Source organism: Nonomuraea sp. NPDC052634 (assembly GCF_040678535.1).
GTDB classification, from domain to species: Bacteria; Actinomycetota; Actinomycetes; order Streptosporangiales; family Streptosporangiaceae; genus Nonomuraea; species Nonomuraea fastidiosa.
This window is the reverse complement of the sequence record NZ_JBFATY010000001.1, coordinates 242090-257314: the sequence shown is the minus strand read 5'-3', so window position 1 is coordinate 257314 and position 15225 is coordinate 242090. Positions and strand designations below refer to the sequence as shown.

Sequence of the window (15225 nt, the reverse complement as noted above, 5' to 3'; positions counted from 1 at the left end):
CAGGAGCTCACCCCAGTGACAGTCGTGTCACCGGCCGGCCGCGGCCTGTCCGCGGCCCTCGCCTTCGCCCTCACCCTCGCCGCCGCCGGTTGTGGCGGCTCCGCCGAGGGAGCGGGCAGCGCCGCCACCACCCCCCGCCCCGGCGGAACACTCAAGATCGCCGTCTCCGAGGATCCGGTCTGCCTGGATCCGCCGCAGGCCAACTTCTCCTCGGCCGTCAACGTCATGCGCCAGCTCTTCGACACCCTCACCGACCAGGACCCGCGTACGGGCGAGATCAAGCCGTGGCTGGCCACCTCCTGGGAGGTCGATCCCGAGGCCACCACGTTCACCTTCCACCTGCGCGAGGGCGTGACGTTCAGCGACGGCGCGCCGGTGAACGCGGCCGCGGTCAAGGCCAACCTCGACGAGATCGTCAGGCTGGGCGCGAAGTCGCTGTTCGCCTCCACGTACCTGTCCGGCTACAAGGGCACGACCGTGGTGGACGAGCACACCGCCAAGGTCGAGTTCGACGCCCCCAACGCCCAGTTCCTCCAGGCCACCGCGACCACCTCGCTGGGGCTCAGCTCCCCCGCCTCGCTCGCCAAGCCGCCGGCCGACCGGTGCCGCGCGCCGATCGGCTCCGGCGCGTTCGTGCTGGACAGGCTGCAGACCAACCACAGCGTCACGGTGAAGCGGCGGGCCGGGTACGCCTGGCCCTCGTCGCTGGCCGCCCACCAGGGCGAGGCGTACCTGGACGCGGTGGAGTTCCGCATCGTGCCCGAGCAGGGCGTGCGTACAGGGGTGCTCACCTCGGGCCAGGTGCACGCGATCACCGACGTGCAGCCGGTGACCGAGCGGCAGTTCCGGCAGGGCCGCTTCGAGGTGCTCAGCCGCTACAACCCGGGCCTGCCCTACGCCCTCTACCCCAACACGTTCCGGCCGCTGCTCGGCGACGAGGCGGTGCGCAAGGCGGTCAGCAAGGGCATCGACCGCAAGCAGGTGGTCGACGTGGTGCTGACCTCCACCTACCGCCCGGCGACCAGCATCCTGACCAGCTCCACCCCGGGCTACGCCGACTTCGGGGCCGACCTCGCCTACGACCCCGAGGGGGCCACGGCGCTGCTGGAGAAGGCCGGCTGGCAGCCGGGACCCGACGGCATCAGGGTGAAGGACGGCCGCAGGCTCAGCCTGAACGTCTACTTCACCACCGGCTTCAACCCCAACACCACGATCCTCGAGCTGATCGCCCAGCAGCTCCGCAAGATCGGCGTGGAGCTGCAGCTCCGCCCGGTGGACGCGGCCGGGTTCGGCGAGGCACAGGAGAAGAAGCAGATCGACTTCCGCTGGGGCAACAGCACCAGGGCCGACCCCGACATCCTGCGCACGGTCTTCTCCACGAAGTTCTCCGCCGCCGCCTACCTTCCCGCCACCGACCTGGACAAGCGGCTCGACCGGCAGATCTCCACACTGGATCAGGCCGGCAGGAACGAGGTGGTGAAGGAGATCCAGAAGACCGTGCTCGACCGCGGCTACGCCATCCCGGTGTTCGAGCTGGCGCAGGTCGTGGGGGTGTCGAAGGCGGTGCGCGGGCTGACGCTGGATCCGTCCGTACGGCTGCGCCTGCACGACGCCTGGCTGGCCTCATGAGCGGCGCGAACGCGATCCCGCTGTCGGTCCTGGACCTGTCGCCCATCACCTCGGGCGGCACGGCGGCCGACGCCCTGCACAACACGCTCGACCTGGCCCGCCACGCCGAACGGCTCGGCTACTCCCGCTACTGGATCGCCGAGCACCACCTCAGCCCCAGCGTGGCCGCCGCCGCTCCGGCCGTGCTCATCGCGCTGGTGGTCTCGGCCACCGAGCGCCTGCGGGTCGGCTCGGGCGCGGCGCTGATCGCCAACTCCACGCCGCTCCTGCTGGCCGAGCAGTTCGGCACCATCGCCCAGCTCCACCCCGGCCGGGTGGACCTGGGTCTGGGACGATCGGGCTCCAAACGGTTCGCCGAGGTCGCGGCCGAGTCGGCCAAGGCGCCGGCGGGCGGGGTCGCGCCGATCGGCCGGGGCGCGGTGGTGGACGGCGTCGTCATCCCCGCCAGGACCGCGATCTCCTTCGACACCGAGCTGTTCCGCATCAAGGCCAGGCTGCTCGGCCAGGTGGACGGCGCCGACGACGACTACTCGGGTCAGGTGCGCGACGTGCTGCGCTTCCTGCGCGGCGACTACCGCACCGACCAGGGGATATCGCTGCGCGCGCTGCCCGCGGAGAACGCCGACCTGCAGGTGTGGGTGCTGGGGTCGAGCGCGGGCGCCAGCGCGGCGGCGGCCGGAGAGCACGGCCTGCCGTACGCGGCCAACTACCACCTGGGCGGGGCGACCGTGCTGGAGTCGGTGGCGGCCTACCGGGCGGCGTTCCGGCCGTCGGAGCGGCTGGCGGAGCCGTACGTGATGGTGTCGGCCGACGTGATCGTGGCCGAGGACGACGAGAGCGCCGCCCGGCTCGCGGCCCCGACCGCGCTGTGGGTGCTGAACATGCGGCGGGGCCTCGCCACGGGGCCCTTCCCCAGCGAGGCCGAGGCGGAGGCGCACGAGTGGACGGATGAGGAGCGCACGTACGTGGCCGATCGCATCAGCACGCATATCGCCGGCTCGCCCGCCACGGTCACCTCGAAGCTGCGCCGCCTGGCGGCGGTCACGGGCGCCGACGAGCTGCTCATCACCACGATCACCGCGCGGCACGCCGACCGGGTGCGCTCGTATGAGCTGCTGGCCGAGGCGTGGGGCGGGCAGCGGGCTCGATCGGCGGTCGAGTGAGGTTCGGCAGCGGCCCCAGCGCCCGGTACCACGATGGCGGCCACAGACACCCGCAGGAAGGAAAGAGCATTGGCGCAACCCGACAAGCACGAGGTGGAGCACCGGGGCACCGCGCACGCTCCGGCGAAGACCGTCTACGGGCTGCTCGCGGACCTGACGGTGTGGCCGCGCATCTTCCCGCCGATCGTTCACGTGGAGTATCTGGAGCGGACGGCGGAGCGCGAACGGGCCAGGATCTGGCTGCACGGCGGCGAGGACGTGCGCCAGTGGGTGGCGCTGCGGACCCTCGCCCCCGAGTCGCTGAGCGTCTTCTACCGGCAGGAGGTGGCCCAGCATCCCGTCGCCGACATGGGCGGCGGCTGGATCGTCGAGCCGGACGGCCCCGAGCGGTCGCTGGTGCGGCTGCTGCACGACTACCGGCCGGTCAGCGAGGACGCCGTGGCCTGGATCGACGAGGTCCTGGACGACAACAGCACGGCGGAGCTGGCCGCGCTGCTCGCCGCGGCGGATCTGGAGCCTCGCGCGTCCGACGTGCTGCTCGAACTGCGCGACATCGTCCACGTGGCCGGCCCTGCGCAGGCGGTCTACGACTTCCTGTACGACGGCGGCAGGTGGCACGAGCACTTCGAGCACATCGCCCGCTCGGAGGTCCGGCCGGCCGGCGAGGAGGCGCACATCCTGGAGCTGGAGTCGCCCGACAAGGACGGCCACCCGCACACCACCCGCCAGGTCAGGATCGGCGTCCCCGGCAGGAAGGTCGTCTACAAGCAGCTCGTGATCCCGCCGCTGGCGAGCGGCCACACGGGTGAGTGGTCCATCGAGGAGCGCGAGGACGGCGTCGAGGTGACCGCGCGCCAGACCATCGTGATCCGAGAGGAGGGCATCGCCGACGTGCTCGGCCCGCAGGTGAGCCTGGCGGAGGCCAGGGCGTGGATCGAGCGGGCGTTGGGAGGGAACGCACGACTGATTCTGCAGCGGGCCAAGGCCCACGTGGAAAAGACGACCTGAAAGATCGCCGCGGATGCCATTCCGCGGCGATTTTCTCAGCGCTATCGGTGAAACGCCGATAGCGCTGTTCGGCGTTGCCGGAAATCGGCTCCATTTCCCGGCGAAAGGCGGATCCCCTCCGCCGGGAAACGTGACAATTCACTGCGAAACACTTAGTATCCCGCTATAAACCTGCAAATTTGGTAGGGAAAGTTCTGAACGGCCCGCCATCGAGAACCCGAGGCGGACACCCACAGACCGGGAGGTCGTCATGCACGTCAGGGTGCTAGGCGCACTGAATGTCGATCACGACGGGGTCGACATCACCCCCAGCGCCCACAAGCCGCGGCAGATCCTGTCGTTACTGGCGCTCAACTCCAACCGCGTCGTGCCCAACGCCGCCATCATGGAAGAGCTCTGGGACGACAATCCGCCGCGCAGCGCGGTGACGACGCTGCAGACGTACATCATGCAATTGCGGAAAAGCATGGCCGCCGCCATGAAAGTCCCCGCCTCCGTCGTCGCGAAGGAACGGCTCGTCACGACCGCCGGCGGCTACCTGCTGCGCCTGCCGCCCGACTCCATCGACCTGCACCGCTACGAGGCGCTCGACGCGCGCGGACGCGAGGCGCTCGACGCCAACGACGGGGCCGAGGCTGTGCGGCTGTTCGACGAGGCGCTGCGGCTGTGGCAGGGCTCTGCCCTGGTGGACGTGCCGCCGGGGCCGCTGCTGCACCGCGAGATCGTCCGGATGGAGGAGGCCCGCTTCGGCACCATCGAAAAGCGCATCGAGGCGAATCTCCGGCTCAACCGGCACAGCGAGATGCTCGGCGAGCTGCGCGCGCTGTGCATGGAGCACCAGCTGCACGAGACGCTGCAGGCGCAGTACATGATCTGCCTGCATCACTGCGGGCGGCGCGACGAGGCGCTGGCCGCCTTCCGCACGCTGCGCGGCAGCCTGATCAACGAGCTGGGGCTGGAGCCGTCGGTCAAGCTCCAGCGGCTGCACCGCGCCATCCTGGCCGACGACCCCATCCTGCACCGCACCCCGTCGTTCTTCCGGATGCCCGCGCACGCGGGGGCGCCGGAGCGGGCCAAGCGGCCGGCCCCGGTCAGCGGGGAACCCGCCGACGGTGAGCGCACCCGCGGCAAGCCGTCCCGCCGCCGCAGGACGCAGCACCGGCGGCGGCGCGGCTGATGCGCCCGCCCATCAGACCGATCAGGCCGGTCAGACGCGGCGGATCCGGGCCAGCCAGCCCGGCACGTCCACCTCCCGCCGCGGGTCGGCGGGATCGAGGCAGGTGAACGGTGCGGCCTCGAACGCCTCCACCTGCCAGCCCGCGCCGAACGCCCGGCGGTGGTCGGCCTCCCCCGCGCCCGGCGGAAAGCCATCGGCCGGGGTGTCGGAGAGCGACAGGACGTGCACGCGCGCCCCCGGGCGGCAGGCCCGGTGCAGGGCCGCCGCGTAGCGTGCCCGGGTCTCGGCGTCGAACACGTGGAACAGCCCCGTGTCGATCACGGTGGCGTACGACTCCCCGCGCGCGCCGACGAGCAGCGCGTCCGCGCACTCGAACGCGGCCGCGATCCCGCGCTCCTTGGCCTTGTCGCGCGCCTCGGCGATCGCCGCGGGAGAGCTGTCGATCCCCAGCACGTCGTAGCCGAGCGCGGCCAGCAGCAGCGTGTGCTCGCCCGTGCCGCAGCCCGCGTCCAGCACGGGCCCTTCGATCAGCCCGGCGCGCTCCAGGCCGACCACGACCTCCTGGGGGTGGCCCACGTCCCACGGCGGCGCCTTCCGCCGTGTCCTGGCGGCACGGTACGCCTCCTCGAAAGGGTCCTTTTCCCCCATGTCACCCCGCCTTTCCTCGCGGCGCCCTGCGATCCGGCTCCCAGCCTCCCGCCGTCCGGTAGAGCCGCCCTCAAGACCCCATGGACCGCGTTGTGAGCGGCGGCGGGAGCGGCCGGTTCGAGCCGCGTTCTAGGCCCGCGCGAGCGCGGAAGGCCAGCCTTCCCACGACATCGCACCAGCGATCTCTCAGCCGACCTCCGATCTCGCCGCGTTCCCGCGGTTCGATCGGCCGCAGCAGCACGGGGAGCCCCGACCATGGTGAAACGACGTGACCTGTTCAAACTGGGCGCCCTCGCGGGCGGCGCCGCCGTGATTCCCGCACTCGCCGCGCAGGACACCGGCGTCCAGGCGTTCGCGCGGCCCGCCGGTCACCACCATCACGCCGCCGCCGTGTTCCGCGGGCGGGCGGCGGCCGCCCCCGAGCCCTTCACGGTGCGCCTGCCGCTGCCTCCCGTGCTCAAGCCGTCCGCCGTGCTGGCCGACGCCGACGTCTACCGGCTGACCACCCGGCCGGCGGTCGCCGAACTGCTGCCCGGCCTGCGGACCCCCGTGCTCACCTACGGCGGCTCGTTCGTCGGGCCCACGATCCGCGCCACCACCGGCCGGCGGGTGATCGTGCACCACACCAACGCCCTGGAGACGGGCACATCGGTGCACCTGCACGGCGCGCACGTGCCCGCCGCCCACGACGGCTTCCCCACCGACCTCATCGCGCCGGGCACCACCCGCACCTACGAGTACGCCAATCAGCAGGCCGCCGCGACGCTGTGGTACCACGACCACGCGCACCACATGGAGGCCGAGCACGTCTACCGCGGCCTGCACGGCTTCTACCTGCTCGAAGACCCCGGCGAGCGCGCGCTCAAGCTGCCCAGGGGCTCCTACGACATCCCGATCATGCTGACCGACGCCCGCTTCGCCGAGGACGGCGGCCTGGTCTTCATCATGGACGACTCGGGCAACCGCACCACGCTGCTCGCCAACGGCCGCCCGGCCCCGTACCTGCCGGTCGCCGGCCGCCGCTACCGCCTACGCCTGCTCAACGCCAGCAACATGCGGGTCTTCCAGCTCCGGCTCGCCGGCGGGGAGGAGCTGGTGCAGGTGGCGAGCGACGGCGGCCTGCTGCCCGCCCCCGCGCCCACGGACACGATCACGCTGAGCGCGGCCGAGCGCGCCGACGTCGTCATCGACTTCTCCCGCTATCCGGAGGGCACCAAGCTGGTACTCGACGACGTGCTCAGCGGACAGCCCGTGCTCCGCTTCGACGTGGGCGAGCGCGAGCGCGACGACAGCCGCGTCCCCTCCGAGCTCCGGCCCCAGGACCCGCTGCCGGAGGCCACGATCGAGCGCGATGTGACGCTCGCCTACGACGTCGACCTCGGCTGGTTCACCATCAACGGCAAGCTCTTCGACCCCGAGCGCGTCGACTTCACGATCAACGAGGGCAGCACCGAGATCTGGCGCATCCACAACTCGGCGGACCCCATCGGGGTGCCGCACAACCTCCACGTGCACCTCGTGCAGTTCCAGGTGCTCGACCGGGACGGCGTGCCGGCGGGGCCGCAGGAACGCGGACCGAAGGACACGGTGGCGCTGGCGCCGGGCGAGACCGTACGGGTGAAGGCCACGTTCGCCGACCACCGGGGCCGCTACGTCTTCCACTGCCACCAGCTCGACCACTCCAGCATGGGGATGATGGCGGTGTTCGAGGTCGTCTGACCCCTCATTCCGCGAAATCTCGGGATGCGTCGCCCGGGTGCCGGGCGTCGTAGCGGCCGCGCGCGCTCTCGACGTCCTCGTGGTGCTCCACGGCCCAGTCGATCAGCCCGGAGACGCGTTCGAGCAGCGTGCGGCCGAGCGGCGTCAGCTCGTACTCGACCCTGGGCGGCACCTCGGCGTAGATGCTGCGGACCACCAGCCCGTCGCGTTCGAGCACGCGCAGGGTCCTGGTCAGCATGCGCTGGCTGATGCCGGGCACCGCGCGCCGCACCTCGTTGAAGCGGCGCGGCCCGGCGCCCAGCTCGTTGACGACCGACAGGGTCCATTTGTCCCCCACCCTGTTGAGGACGTCGCGGACCTGGCAGGTCAGCTCGTCGCGCGCTTTCAGCACGGAATTCACGCGGGCCGCTGGGCTGTCGACGTGCAAGGGTTCCCTCCGTTTCACCGAGGCAGATAAAAGTGCCTACTTCCGGTAGGAATTAAGCGTTACTCAGAATGGTGCCGGTTACCAGTCGAAACCGTCGCAATATTCAGGGGATTCATCATGTCCGTGGAAACTCTCGTGCCCGACCAGACCTTCGCCGCCCCCGTTCTGGACGGGCGGCTGGACCGCGCGGCCGCGGCGCTGCGCGAGAACGGCTTCGTCGTGCACGTCGTGGACAGCGTCGCCGACGCCCGCAAGCTCGTCGGCGAGCTGGTCCCCGGCGACCAGAGCGTCTTCACCACCTCCAGCGAGACGCTCCGGCTGTCCGGCATCGCCGCCGACCTCGACGAGTCCGGCACGTACGCCTCCGTCCGCGCCGGCGCCGAGCTGCCGGAGAACGACGTGCAGGCGGTGCTCCGCCTCGGCGCGACCGCCGAGTACGTCGTGGGCAGCGTGCACGCGGTGACGGAGGAGGGCCACCTGGTCGTCGCCTCGGCCAGCGGCAGCCAGCTCGCGCCGTACGCGTCCGGGGCGCGCAAGGTCATTTGGGTGGTGGGCGCGCAGAAGGTGGTGCCTGACCTGGAGACCGGGCTGCGGCGGGTGCGCACGTACAGCCTGCCGCGCGAGCACCAGCGGCTGCAGGAGATCGGGCAGTCGTCGTTCATCGGCAAGATCCTCATCATCGAGCGCGAGGCCCTGCCGGAGCGCGCCACGGTCGTGCTCGTACGCGAGGAGATCGGCTTCTGAACGGCTACTGAACGACGGGTCACGCCCGCCTCGCGCCGGCCTCCGCCGAGGGCTGCCAGCCGAGCGCGGGCGCGACCTCGGTCGCCAGCAGCTCGATGGAGCGCAGGATGAGCGGGTGCGGCGGGTCCACCGAGTGCACCTGGAAGGCCACGTCGGTCACCTGCTCGAGCGTGGGGTCGGCGCGCAGGCTCTCGATGACGTCCTGCGGCGTGCCGAGGTGCACGTCGAAGGCCGCGATCTTGCTGTGGAGATCGCGCTGCGGCAGCTCGTACGGCAGCCTGCGGCGGCCCAGGCCCAGCTCGGCGTAGCGCAGCGCCTCGGCCCGGCTGTCGGCGACGAACGCGGTCCGCGAAGCCATGATGCGCGGCTCGGCCCCCGGCGGGAGGGCTTCGCGGTAGGCCGCGATGATCGGGAGCTGCAGGTCGGCGAGGGTGGCCTGCGGGTCCTCCGCGGGCCTGGGCTGGGTACGGGAGAGCATCAGCCCATGCCCAGCCCGGCCCGCGCGTGCGCCTCCGGAGACCGAGAATGTGGCCTCCCACACGGCGTCGAGCAGCCGGGACGCGGGCGGGTAGAGCCGGTTGCCGCCGCCGAGCCGCTCCCCCGCCCAGGCGCGCCGCAGCACCCACAGGTGCTCGGCGTACAGGGCCGCGCGGTCGGCGGGGTCACGTCCGAACGGCACGAATGCCGACGGCGTGCCGCCTCCGCCGACGCCCACCTCCAGCCGCCCGCCGCATAGCAGGTCGAGCACGGCGGTGTCCTCGGCCACCCGCAGCGGATGTTCGAGCGGCAGCGTGATGATCCCGGTGCCGAGCCTGATGCGGCTGGTCGTGGCCGCGACGTGGGCCAGGAACACCAGCGGCGCGGGCAGCCCGCCCTCCTCGCCGTCGAAGTGGTGCTGCGCCACCCACGCGGTGTCGAAGCCGTACGCCTCGGCATGTCTGATCTGCTCGGCGGCCAGCCGGTAGCGCTCGCCGGGCGGTACGTCGTCCAGCAGCCGGGTGAAGAATCCGAGTCTCATGGCATCCGCTCCTGGAACGCGGCCGACAGCTCACGGGTGTTGTCATGCCCAGGCTGGGTGCTTCCGGTTATCAACGACGCGTCCTTTGCTTCATGGGGGACCGCGACGAGCTGCGGTTTTCGATCGGGTCGCCTTTCTCGATCATGCACTATAACCCATACATCTAGTAGGGAATGTAGGACTTACTGTCCCCGAACGGCCGGAGATGAGGTGAAACGATCCGGCGGGTCCGGACAGGTATGGGATGTCGGACCCATCGGAGGGAAGCAGGCGACGTGACGCACCAGGACCGTAAGCAGCGCTTCGAGGTGATCTACGTCGCCAACTACGCCGACATCCTGGCCTACGTACGGCGGCGTACCGCATCCCACGAGGACGCCGCCGACGCCGTCGCGGAGACGTTCGCCACCGCCTGGCGCCGCCTGGACGACATACCCGAAGGGCGGGACGCCCGCCTGTGGCTGTTCGGCGTGGCCCGCCGCGTGCTGGCCAACGGCCGCCGCGCCGAGTCGCGCCGCAGCGAGCTGGTCGAACGGCTCGGCCAGGAGCTCGCCCTATGGGCGGCGGAGCACGCCGAGCCCGGCGATCACCTGCGTGGCGTGAAGGAGGCGTTCGCCCGGCTGAGCCCCGGCGACCGCGAGATCCTCGCGCTGGCCGGCTGGGAACGGCTCGGCTCCGACGAGATCGCCACCGTGCTCGGCTGCTCCCGCGCCAACGCCCGCCTGCGGTTGCACCGGGCTCGAAAACGGCTGGCCAAGCAGTTGCTCGCGGAGAACGTCGACATCACCCGCATCGGCCTGCGCGCCGTCGCGATGACAAAGGGGACGCCATGACAAGGGACACTGTGATGCACGAGATCGATCGTCTCGTCGCCGGCATCGCGCCCGATCCCGGTCCCGGTATGACGCCGATCTCCAGGGAGCTGCTGGAGGAGGTCACCTCCATCCCCGTCGCCGAGAGCCGCAGAGGCCGTCTCACCTCTCGGATCCGCAGGTGGGCGGCGGTGCCGGCGCTGGCCGCGCTGACCGTGCTGATGTCGTTCGGCGTCGCGCAGGCCCCCGCGTCCGCCGCGCTGGACATCAAGGTCGTGGACGGCCACTACGTGATCACGGTCAAGGACCTGATGGCCGAGCCCGAGGTGTACGAGCGGGAGCTGCGCGCCAGGGGCATCAACATCACGCTCAAGCTGGTGCCGACCTCCGCGAGCATGACCGGGCAGATCTTCGTGCTGAACGACGTGGACCGGTTGCGGGCGGGCGAGACGGTGCCCGCGCAGGGCCCGATCCGCGCCATCGACCGTCCAGGGCCCTGCGAGCGCTTCGGCGGCTGCCCCATCGGCCTGAAGGTGCCGGTCGGCTACACCAAGAAGGCCGGTGTCATCCTCGGCCGCCGGGCCGCACCCGGCGAGCGATACGGCATGCCGCCCGGCATCGCCATGCCCGGCGAGCCGCTGCACTGCGTGGACTACGTCAACCGGACCGTCGCCGAGGTCGCGGCCATGCTGCGCGAGCGCGGCGTCACCCCGTCGTACACCGCGTACGGCAGGCCCCGCGGCTTCACGCCCCCCGACGGCTGGTACGTGCTCGACGGCGTGATGAGCGCCGACCACCAGGCCCTCCTGCTCGTCGCCGACAAGCCCGGCAAGCCCAGCGACTACAACGGGCCCGGCGAGCCCGGCGTACGCCGGCCCCAGAAAGGCTGCTGACGCTCCGCCCGCAGCACGCAGGCCCGGCCTCACCCGGCGTGCGCCGCCCACCGGCGGATCCGGCGCGCGCCGGACGCTGAACGTCCGCTGACGAAGCCGGCAGGCGGCACCGCACGCCGGAGGCCGGCCGCCGCCTTGCCTGCCACCTGATCCCCGCATGCCATCCAGGCGACCGCCATGGGTGCGGTTCGCCATGCCCGTACACGATCGGATCCACCGTGCTCGTAGACACTCGCGTCGCGCTGCCCTCGCAGCGCCGCTCCGCCGCCCTCGCGGACCACCGCCTCTTCGCCGTACTGCTGGCCCTGGCCGCCGCGCTGCGGGTGGTGACGATGCTCGGCTACCGCCCCGCCACCCTCTACTGGTACGACTCCTTCACCTACCTCGACATGGCGGTGCATCCTGCGCCGTCGGCGTCCTTCCACCCGATCGGCTACTCGCTGCTGCTGCGGGCGCTGCTGCCGTTCCACAGCGTGGAGCTGATCGTCGCCGTCCAGCACGCGATGGGCCTGGCCACCGGGCTGCTGCTCTACGCGGTGCTGCGGCGCAGGTCGGTGCCCGGCTGGGCGGCGGCGGCCGCGACGGTGCCGCTGCTGTTCGACGCCTCGTTCCTGCGGCTGGAGACCGGGATCCTGTCCGACACGCAGTTCATCTTCCTCATCGTGGCCGCCCTGGCCGTCCTGATGTGGTCGCCGGAGGTCTCGGTACGGGCGGCCGCGTGCGCGGGCCTGCTGTTCGCCGCGGCGGCATTGACCAGGACGATCGCGCTGCCCCTGCTGCTGCTCGTCGTGCTGGTGCTGGCCGTGCGGCGGGTGGGGTGGCGGCCGCTGGGCGCGCTGGCGCTGGCGGGTGCGCTGCCTCTGACCGGGTACGCCGCCTGGTACGCCCAGCACCACGGCCGTTTCGCCATCAGCGGCGCGGACGGCGTCGCCCTGTGGGCGCGGACCATGACCTTCGCCGACTGCGCCCGCATCCAGCCGCCGCCCCACCTGGCCCGCCTGTGCCCGAACGGCACGGAGCTGGACGCGGCATCGGAGTACGTCTGGGCCCCGCAGGCGTCGCTCAACCTGCTGCCCGGCGACCGGTTCACGCACAACGACCTGGCCCGCGAGTTCGCCGTACGGGCGATCCTGGCCCAGCCGCTCGACTACCTGCGAGACGTGGCCCGCGACACCGCCATCGCCTTCTCCTGGACCCCTATCCCGCATCCCGAACGCACCACGCCCGCGTTCGGCTTCGGGAAGGGACACTGGGAGCTGCCCGCGCAGCCGCTGATCGACAAGGTGAAACGCGAGTACGACCCGGACATCCGGGGCCTGTCGTCGGTCTCGCCGTACGCGGACTTCCTCATCGCCTACCAGTACGTCGCCTACCTGCGCGGCCCGTTCCTGGCCGCGATCCTGCTGCTCGGAACGGTGGCCGCGATCCGCCGGCCGCGCGTGGCGCTGCTGCCGCAGGCCGTGGCGCTGGCGCTGCTGGTCGGCCCGGTCGCGGTCCTCGACTTCGACCACCGTTACGTGCTGCCCGTCGTCCCCGTCGCCTGCCTGGCCGCCGCCCTCGCCTTCCAGCGGGACCCGTCACGGAATTAGCGGGGCCGCCCCCGGCACGTGGTCGTCCGGGCGCGGCCCGCCTCCTGGAGCTGCGGAATCAGTCGACTCCGACGTTGAACCGCTGGGTCTCGCCGAATTGGTAGGTGTTGAAGCTGCCGCTGGTGGCGCCGACCTTGATGTCGATGGTGTCGCCGTAGTCGCGGGAACCGCGCACACGGATGGGGACCGGCGTGTCAGTGCACCAGTACCTGACGTCCTGCCAGCTACGGCGGGTGGCGCCGTAGTCGAGCCGCACGGACTGGCCGGTGAGGGTGCCATGGTGACAGTAGGCGTCGAGCTCGCCCTCGATGATGTACGCGTTGGGGCCGTCGGAGCGGACGGTCCCGTTGAACCGGACGTCGTACTGGTTGACCCCGAAGGGGTCGTCCTTGATGTAGGCGACTCGGACCGTGACCGTGACGGCGTTCGCCGGTGGGGCGGTGGGCACGGTCAGCAGCGTCGAGCCGAGGATCGCCCCGGCCAGCGCCGCGTAACGCGAGCGTCGGGTGAGGGTACGGGCCATGCGGGTGCTTCCTTTCCTAGGAAGGGGCGGCGTTTGCCGCACGCCGCCTATGCGTACTCCAAGTGATCATGCGCTCACTCTCTGTGATGTAGCCGTGGGGGTGACAGCCCGCTCACCTGTCATGGCCGGCGTAGCCACCCGGCTCTGGATACCGCACGAACGGGTCACCGGCGTCGCTTGTGATCCCTAAGCTATGCCAGCGATCACACCTGACCGACTTGTGGGATTTGATGCCGATGCATGTCCTCAGGAAGACGGCCGTGGTCCTCGCGGTCCTGTCGCTGTGCGGCTGCGGTGCCGACCCCAGAACCCCGAGCAGCCCTCCTCCGACGCCCGCTCCGCCCCGGGCCGGCGCCTCCTCTCCCCCGGCCTCGCCGTCTCCCAGCGCATCGGGCGGGCCGTACGTACGGGAAGGGCTGGTCGGATTCCACGGCGCGGACAAGTTCCGCATCGAGGTGAAGGCGGTGGAACGGCACCGCGACCTGACCGCGCTCAAGATGGAGATCACCAACCTGGAGGACAAGATCTCCTCCGGCGACTTCGGATACGACGGGCTCCCCTTACAGACGGTGACGTTCGGCAGGTTCCGGCTGTTCGACCCGGTCGGCAAGAAGGTGTACTTCACGCTGCGGGAGGACAACGGCACGAGCCGGGCGTTCGGCACCCGCCACAGCCTGAAGGATCTGAACCGCCTGCCCGAGTACTTCCAGCCGGGCGTCCGCTACCCCGTCGAGGTGTACTTCCCGCCGCTGCCCGCCGAGGTCCGGCAGGTCTCGGTCGTGCCCGACCTGGCGTTCGCGCCGTTCACCGGCATCCCGGTCACCGACGGCGCCGAGCCGCCCGTCGCGCGCGAGCGCGAGCCGGAAGCGTCGCCCTCGCCCGGCGCGACGGTCCAGTGGCAGGTGGTGCCGCCGTCGGGCGAGATCTGGTCGGCGGTCTCGGACGTGAACGAGCTGATCGAGACCCCGCAGAAGACGACGCAGCGAGAAGGCACCGAAGAGACGATCGGGCTCCGCACGGACGTGCTGTTCTCCTTCGACAAGGCCGATCTGTCGCCCAAGGCCACCGCCGTGCTCGACGAGGTGGTCGAGGAGACCCGCGAACGCGCCGACCCGGCCAAGCCGCCGATCGTCATCGAGGGGCACACCGACAGCAAGGGCGAGGACGCCTACAACCAGAAGCTGTCGGTGCGGCGGGCCGAGGCGGTGCGCCGCTATCTCGCCGGCAAGCTGGGCGGCGAGTACCGGTACGAGGCCACCGGCAAGGGCGAGAGCGAGCCGATCGCCGAGAACACCAAGCCGGACGGCAGCGACAACCCCGAGGGCCGGGCCCGCAACCGCCGCGTCGAGATCTCGTACCAGCTCAAGCAGGAGAGCCCGGGCACGGCCGGCACGTCGAGCCCGCCGGCGGGCAAGGTGCGCGGGTCCGTCAGGGAACCGGCCCCCTTCCTTGCCGACCCCCAGCCGGTCGTGGGGTCACTCCGGCGGCGGCTCCACCAGGACGTGCTGCGCATCGATGTGCATCCGTTCCGCCGCGACGGCGCCTACCTGCTGGCGACCTTCGACGTCGTCTCGGAGGGCGACCGGCAGTACGTCGCGGTCCCCGCGCCGTTCTCCAACGGCTCGAACCCGTTCTCCATGAACGCCGACTACGCCAGGTTCACCCTCGTCGACCCGGCCACCAAGGCGCGGTACCTGCCGCTGAAGATGGACAAGGAGTTCGTGGAGAACTTCGTCGCGGGTCTCGACAAGGGCGAGGTCAACAGGAGCTACGTCTACTACCCCGCGCCCGCCGACTCGGTCACGTCGATCACGCTGGAGGTCGAGGGCCTCGGCTCCGTGCCCGACGTACCGATCGAGTGACCCTCACGGCGAC

The 15225-nt window shown here is 71.3% G+C and carries 14 protein-coding genes; 10 read left to right on the top strand and 4 right to left on the bottom strand.

The features are described 5' to 3' along the window. The first annotated feature begins 15 nt into the window (after positions 1 to 15). From AB0K67_RS01255 to AB0K67_RS01240, 4 genes are all read left to right on the top strand, one after another. A complete protein-coding gene (locus tag AB0K67_RS01255) occupies positions 16 to 1629 on the top strand; it encodes an ABC transporter substrate-binding protein (protein WP_364050902.1) in 1614 nt (537 codons plus the stop codon). After that, positions 1626 to 2792 (top strand): MsnO8 family LLM class oxidoreductase, encoded by a 1167-nt coding sequence (locus AB0K67_RS01250; protein WP_364050899.1) that lies wholly within the window; start codon positions 1626 to 1628, stop codon positions 2790 to 2792. The genes AB0K67_RS01255 and AB0K67_RS01250 overlap by 4 nt, the downstream gene beginning before the upstream one ends. 69 nt (positions 2793 to 2861) lie before the next feature. Continuing rightward, a complete protein-coding gene (locus AB0K67_RS01245; protein WP_364050896.1) occupies positions 2862 to 3800 on the top strand; it encodes an aromatase/cyclase in 939 nt (312 codons plus the stop codon). A 250-nt stretch (positions 3801 to 4050) separates the two neighbouring features. Continuing rightward, entirely contained in the window at positions 4051 to 4977 is a 927-nt protein-coding gene (locus tag AB0K67_RS01240; protein WP_364050893.1) for an AfsR/SARP family transcriptional regulator, read from the top strand. Positions 4978 to 5007: 30 nt separating this feature from the next. Here the strand turns inward: AB0K67_RS01240 and AB0K67_RS01235 are convergent, their stop codons facing one another. Continuing rightward, positions 5008 to 5625, bottom strand: a complete 618-nt coding sequence (locus AB0K67_RS01235) for a class I SAM-dependent methyltransferase (RefSeq protein WP_364050890.1) — start codon at positions 5623 to 5625, stop codon at positions 5008 to 5010. Between the two features lie 255 nt (positions 5626 to 5880). On the opposite strand from AB0K67_RS01235, the gene AB0K67_RS01230 reads away from it, so the two are divergent. Then, positions 5881 to 7344, top strand: coding sequence for a multicopper oxidase family protein (locus AB0K67_RS01230; protein ID WP_364050887.1), 1464 nt, complete (start codon positions 5881 to 5883; stop codon positions 7342 to 7344). Between the two features lie 4 nt (positions 7345 to 7348). Here the strand turns inward: AB0K67_RS01230 and AB0K67_RS01225 are convergent, their stop codons facing one another. Continuing rightward, entirely contained in the window at positions 7349 to 7735 is a 387-nt protein-coding gene (locus AB0K67_RS01225) for a helix-turn-helix domain-containing protein (protein ID WP_364050884.1), read from the bottom strand. Between the two features lie 153 nt (positions 7736 to 7888). On the opposite strand from AB0K67_RS01225, the gene AB0K67_RS01220 reads away from it, so the two are divergent. Further along, positions 7889 to 8515, top strand: a complete 627-nt coding sequence (locus AB0K67_RS01220; protein WP_364050881.1) for a lactate utilization protein — start codon at positions 7889 to 7891, stop codon at positions 8513 to 8515. Positions 8516 to 8534: 19 nt separating this feature from the next. Here AB0K67_RS01220 and AB0K67_RS01215 read toward each other — a convergent pair whose 3' ends face one another. Beyond that, the gene (locus tag AB0K67_RS01215; protein WP_364050878.1) at positions 8535 to 9533 is read right to left on the bottom strand and encodes a putative FMN-dependent luciferase-like monooxygenase; all 999 of its coding nucleotides are present in this window, start codon (positions 9531 to 9533) and stop codon (positions 8535 to 8537) included. Between the two features lie 275 nt (positions 9534 to 9808). Between AB0K67_RS01215 and AB0K67_RS01210 the strand changes: the two genes are divergently transcribed. The 3 genes from AB0K67_RS01210 (at position 9809) to AB0K67_RS01200 (ending at position 12827) form a co-directional block, all read left to right on the top strand. Next, positions 9809 to 10366 (top strand): sigma-70 family RNA polymerase sigma factor, encoded by a 558-nt coding sequence (locus tag AB0K67_RS01210; RefSeq protein WP_364050875.1) that lies wholly within the window; start codon positions 9809 to 9811, stop codon positions 10364 to 10366. Next, positions 10363 to 11238 carry a hypothetical protein gene (locus AB0K67_RS01205; protein ID WP_364050872.1) on the top strand — a complete coding sequence of 292 codons (876 nt, stop codon included), beginning with the start codon at positions 10363 to 10365 and terminating at the stop codon, positions 11236 to 11238. The genes AB0K67_RS01210 and AB0K67_RS01205 overlap by 4 nt, the downstream gene beginning before the upstream one ends. A gap of 218 nt (positions 11239 to 11456) precedes the next feature. Then, positions 11457 to 12827 (top strand): hypothetical protein, encoded by a 1371-nt coding sequence (locus AB0K67_RS01200; protein WP_364050869.1) that lies wholly within the window; start codon positions 11457 to 11459, stop codon positions 12825 to 12827. A gap of 58 nt (positions 12828 to 12885) precedes the next feature. Here AB0K67_RS01200 and AB0K67_RS01195 read toward each other — a convergent pair whose 3' ends face one another. After that, positions 12886 to 13350, bottom strand: coding sequence for a hypothetical protein (locus tag AB0K67_RS01195; RefSeq protein WP_364050867.1), 465 nt, complete (start codon positions 13348 to 13350; stop codon positions 12886 to 12888). Between the two features lie 260 nt (positions 13351 to 13610). On the opposite strand from AB0K67_RS01195, the gene AB0K67_RS01190 reads away from it, so the two are divergent. After that, positions 13611 to 15212, top strand: a complete 1602-nt coding sequence (locus AB0K67_RS01190; protein ID WP_364050864.1) for an OmpA family protein — start codon at positions 13611 to 13613, stop codon at positions 15210 to 15212. Positions 15213 to 15225: the final 13 nt, after the last annotated feature.

Coding starts and splice junctions, on each gene's coding strand:
- AB0K67_RS01230 (WP_364050887.1), top strand. CDS start 5,881: ATGGTGAAACGACGTGACCTGTTCAAACTGGGCGCCCTCGCGGGCGGC.
- AB0K67_RS01215 (WP_364050878.1), bottom strand. CDS start 9,533: ATGAGACTCGGATTCTTCACCCGGCTGCTGGACGACGTACCGCCCGGC.
- AB0K67_RS01220 (WP_364050881.1), top strand. CDS start 7,889: ATGTCCGTGGAAACTCTCGTGCCCGACCAGACCTTCGCCGCCCCCGTT.
- AB0K67_RS01205 (WP_364050872.1), top strand. CDS start 10,363: ATGACAAGGGACACTGTGATGCACGAGATCGATCGTCTCGTCGCCGGC.
- AB0K67_RS01195 (WP_364050867.1), bottom strand. CDS start 13,350: ATGGCCCGTACCCTCACCCGACGCTCGCGTTACGCGGCGCTGGCCGGG.
- AB0K67_RS01240 (WP_364050893.1), top strand. CDS start 4,051: ATGCACGTCAGGGTGCTAGGCGCACTGAATGTCGATCACGACGGGGTC.
- AB0K67_RS01250 (WP_364050899.1), top strand. CDS start 1,626: ATGAGCGGCGCGAACGCGATCCCGCTGTCGGTCCTGGACCTGTCGCCC.
- AB0K67_RS01235 (WP_364050890.1), bottom strand. CDS start 5,625: ATGGGGGAAAAGGACCCTTTCGAGGAGGCGTACCGTGCCGCCAGGACA.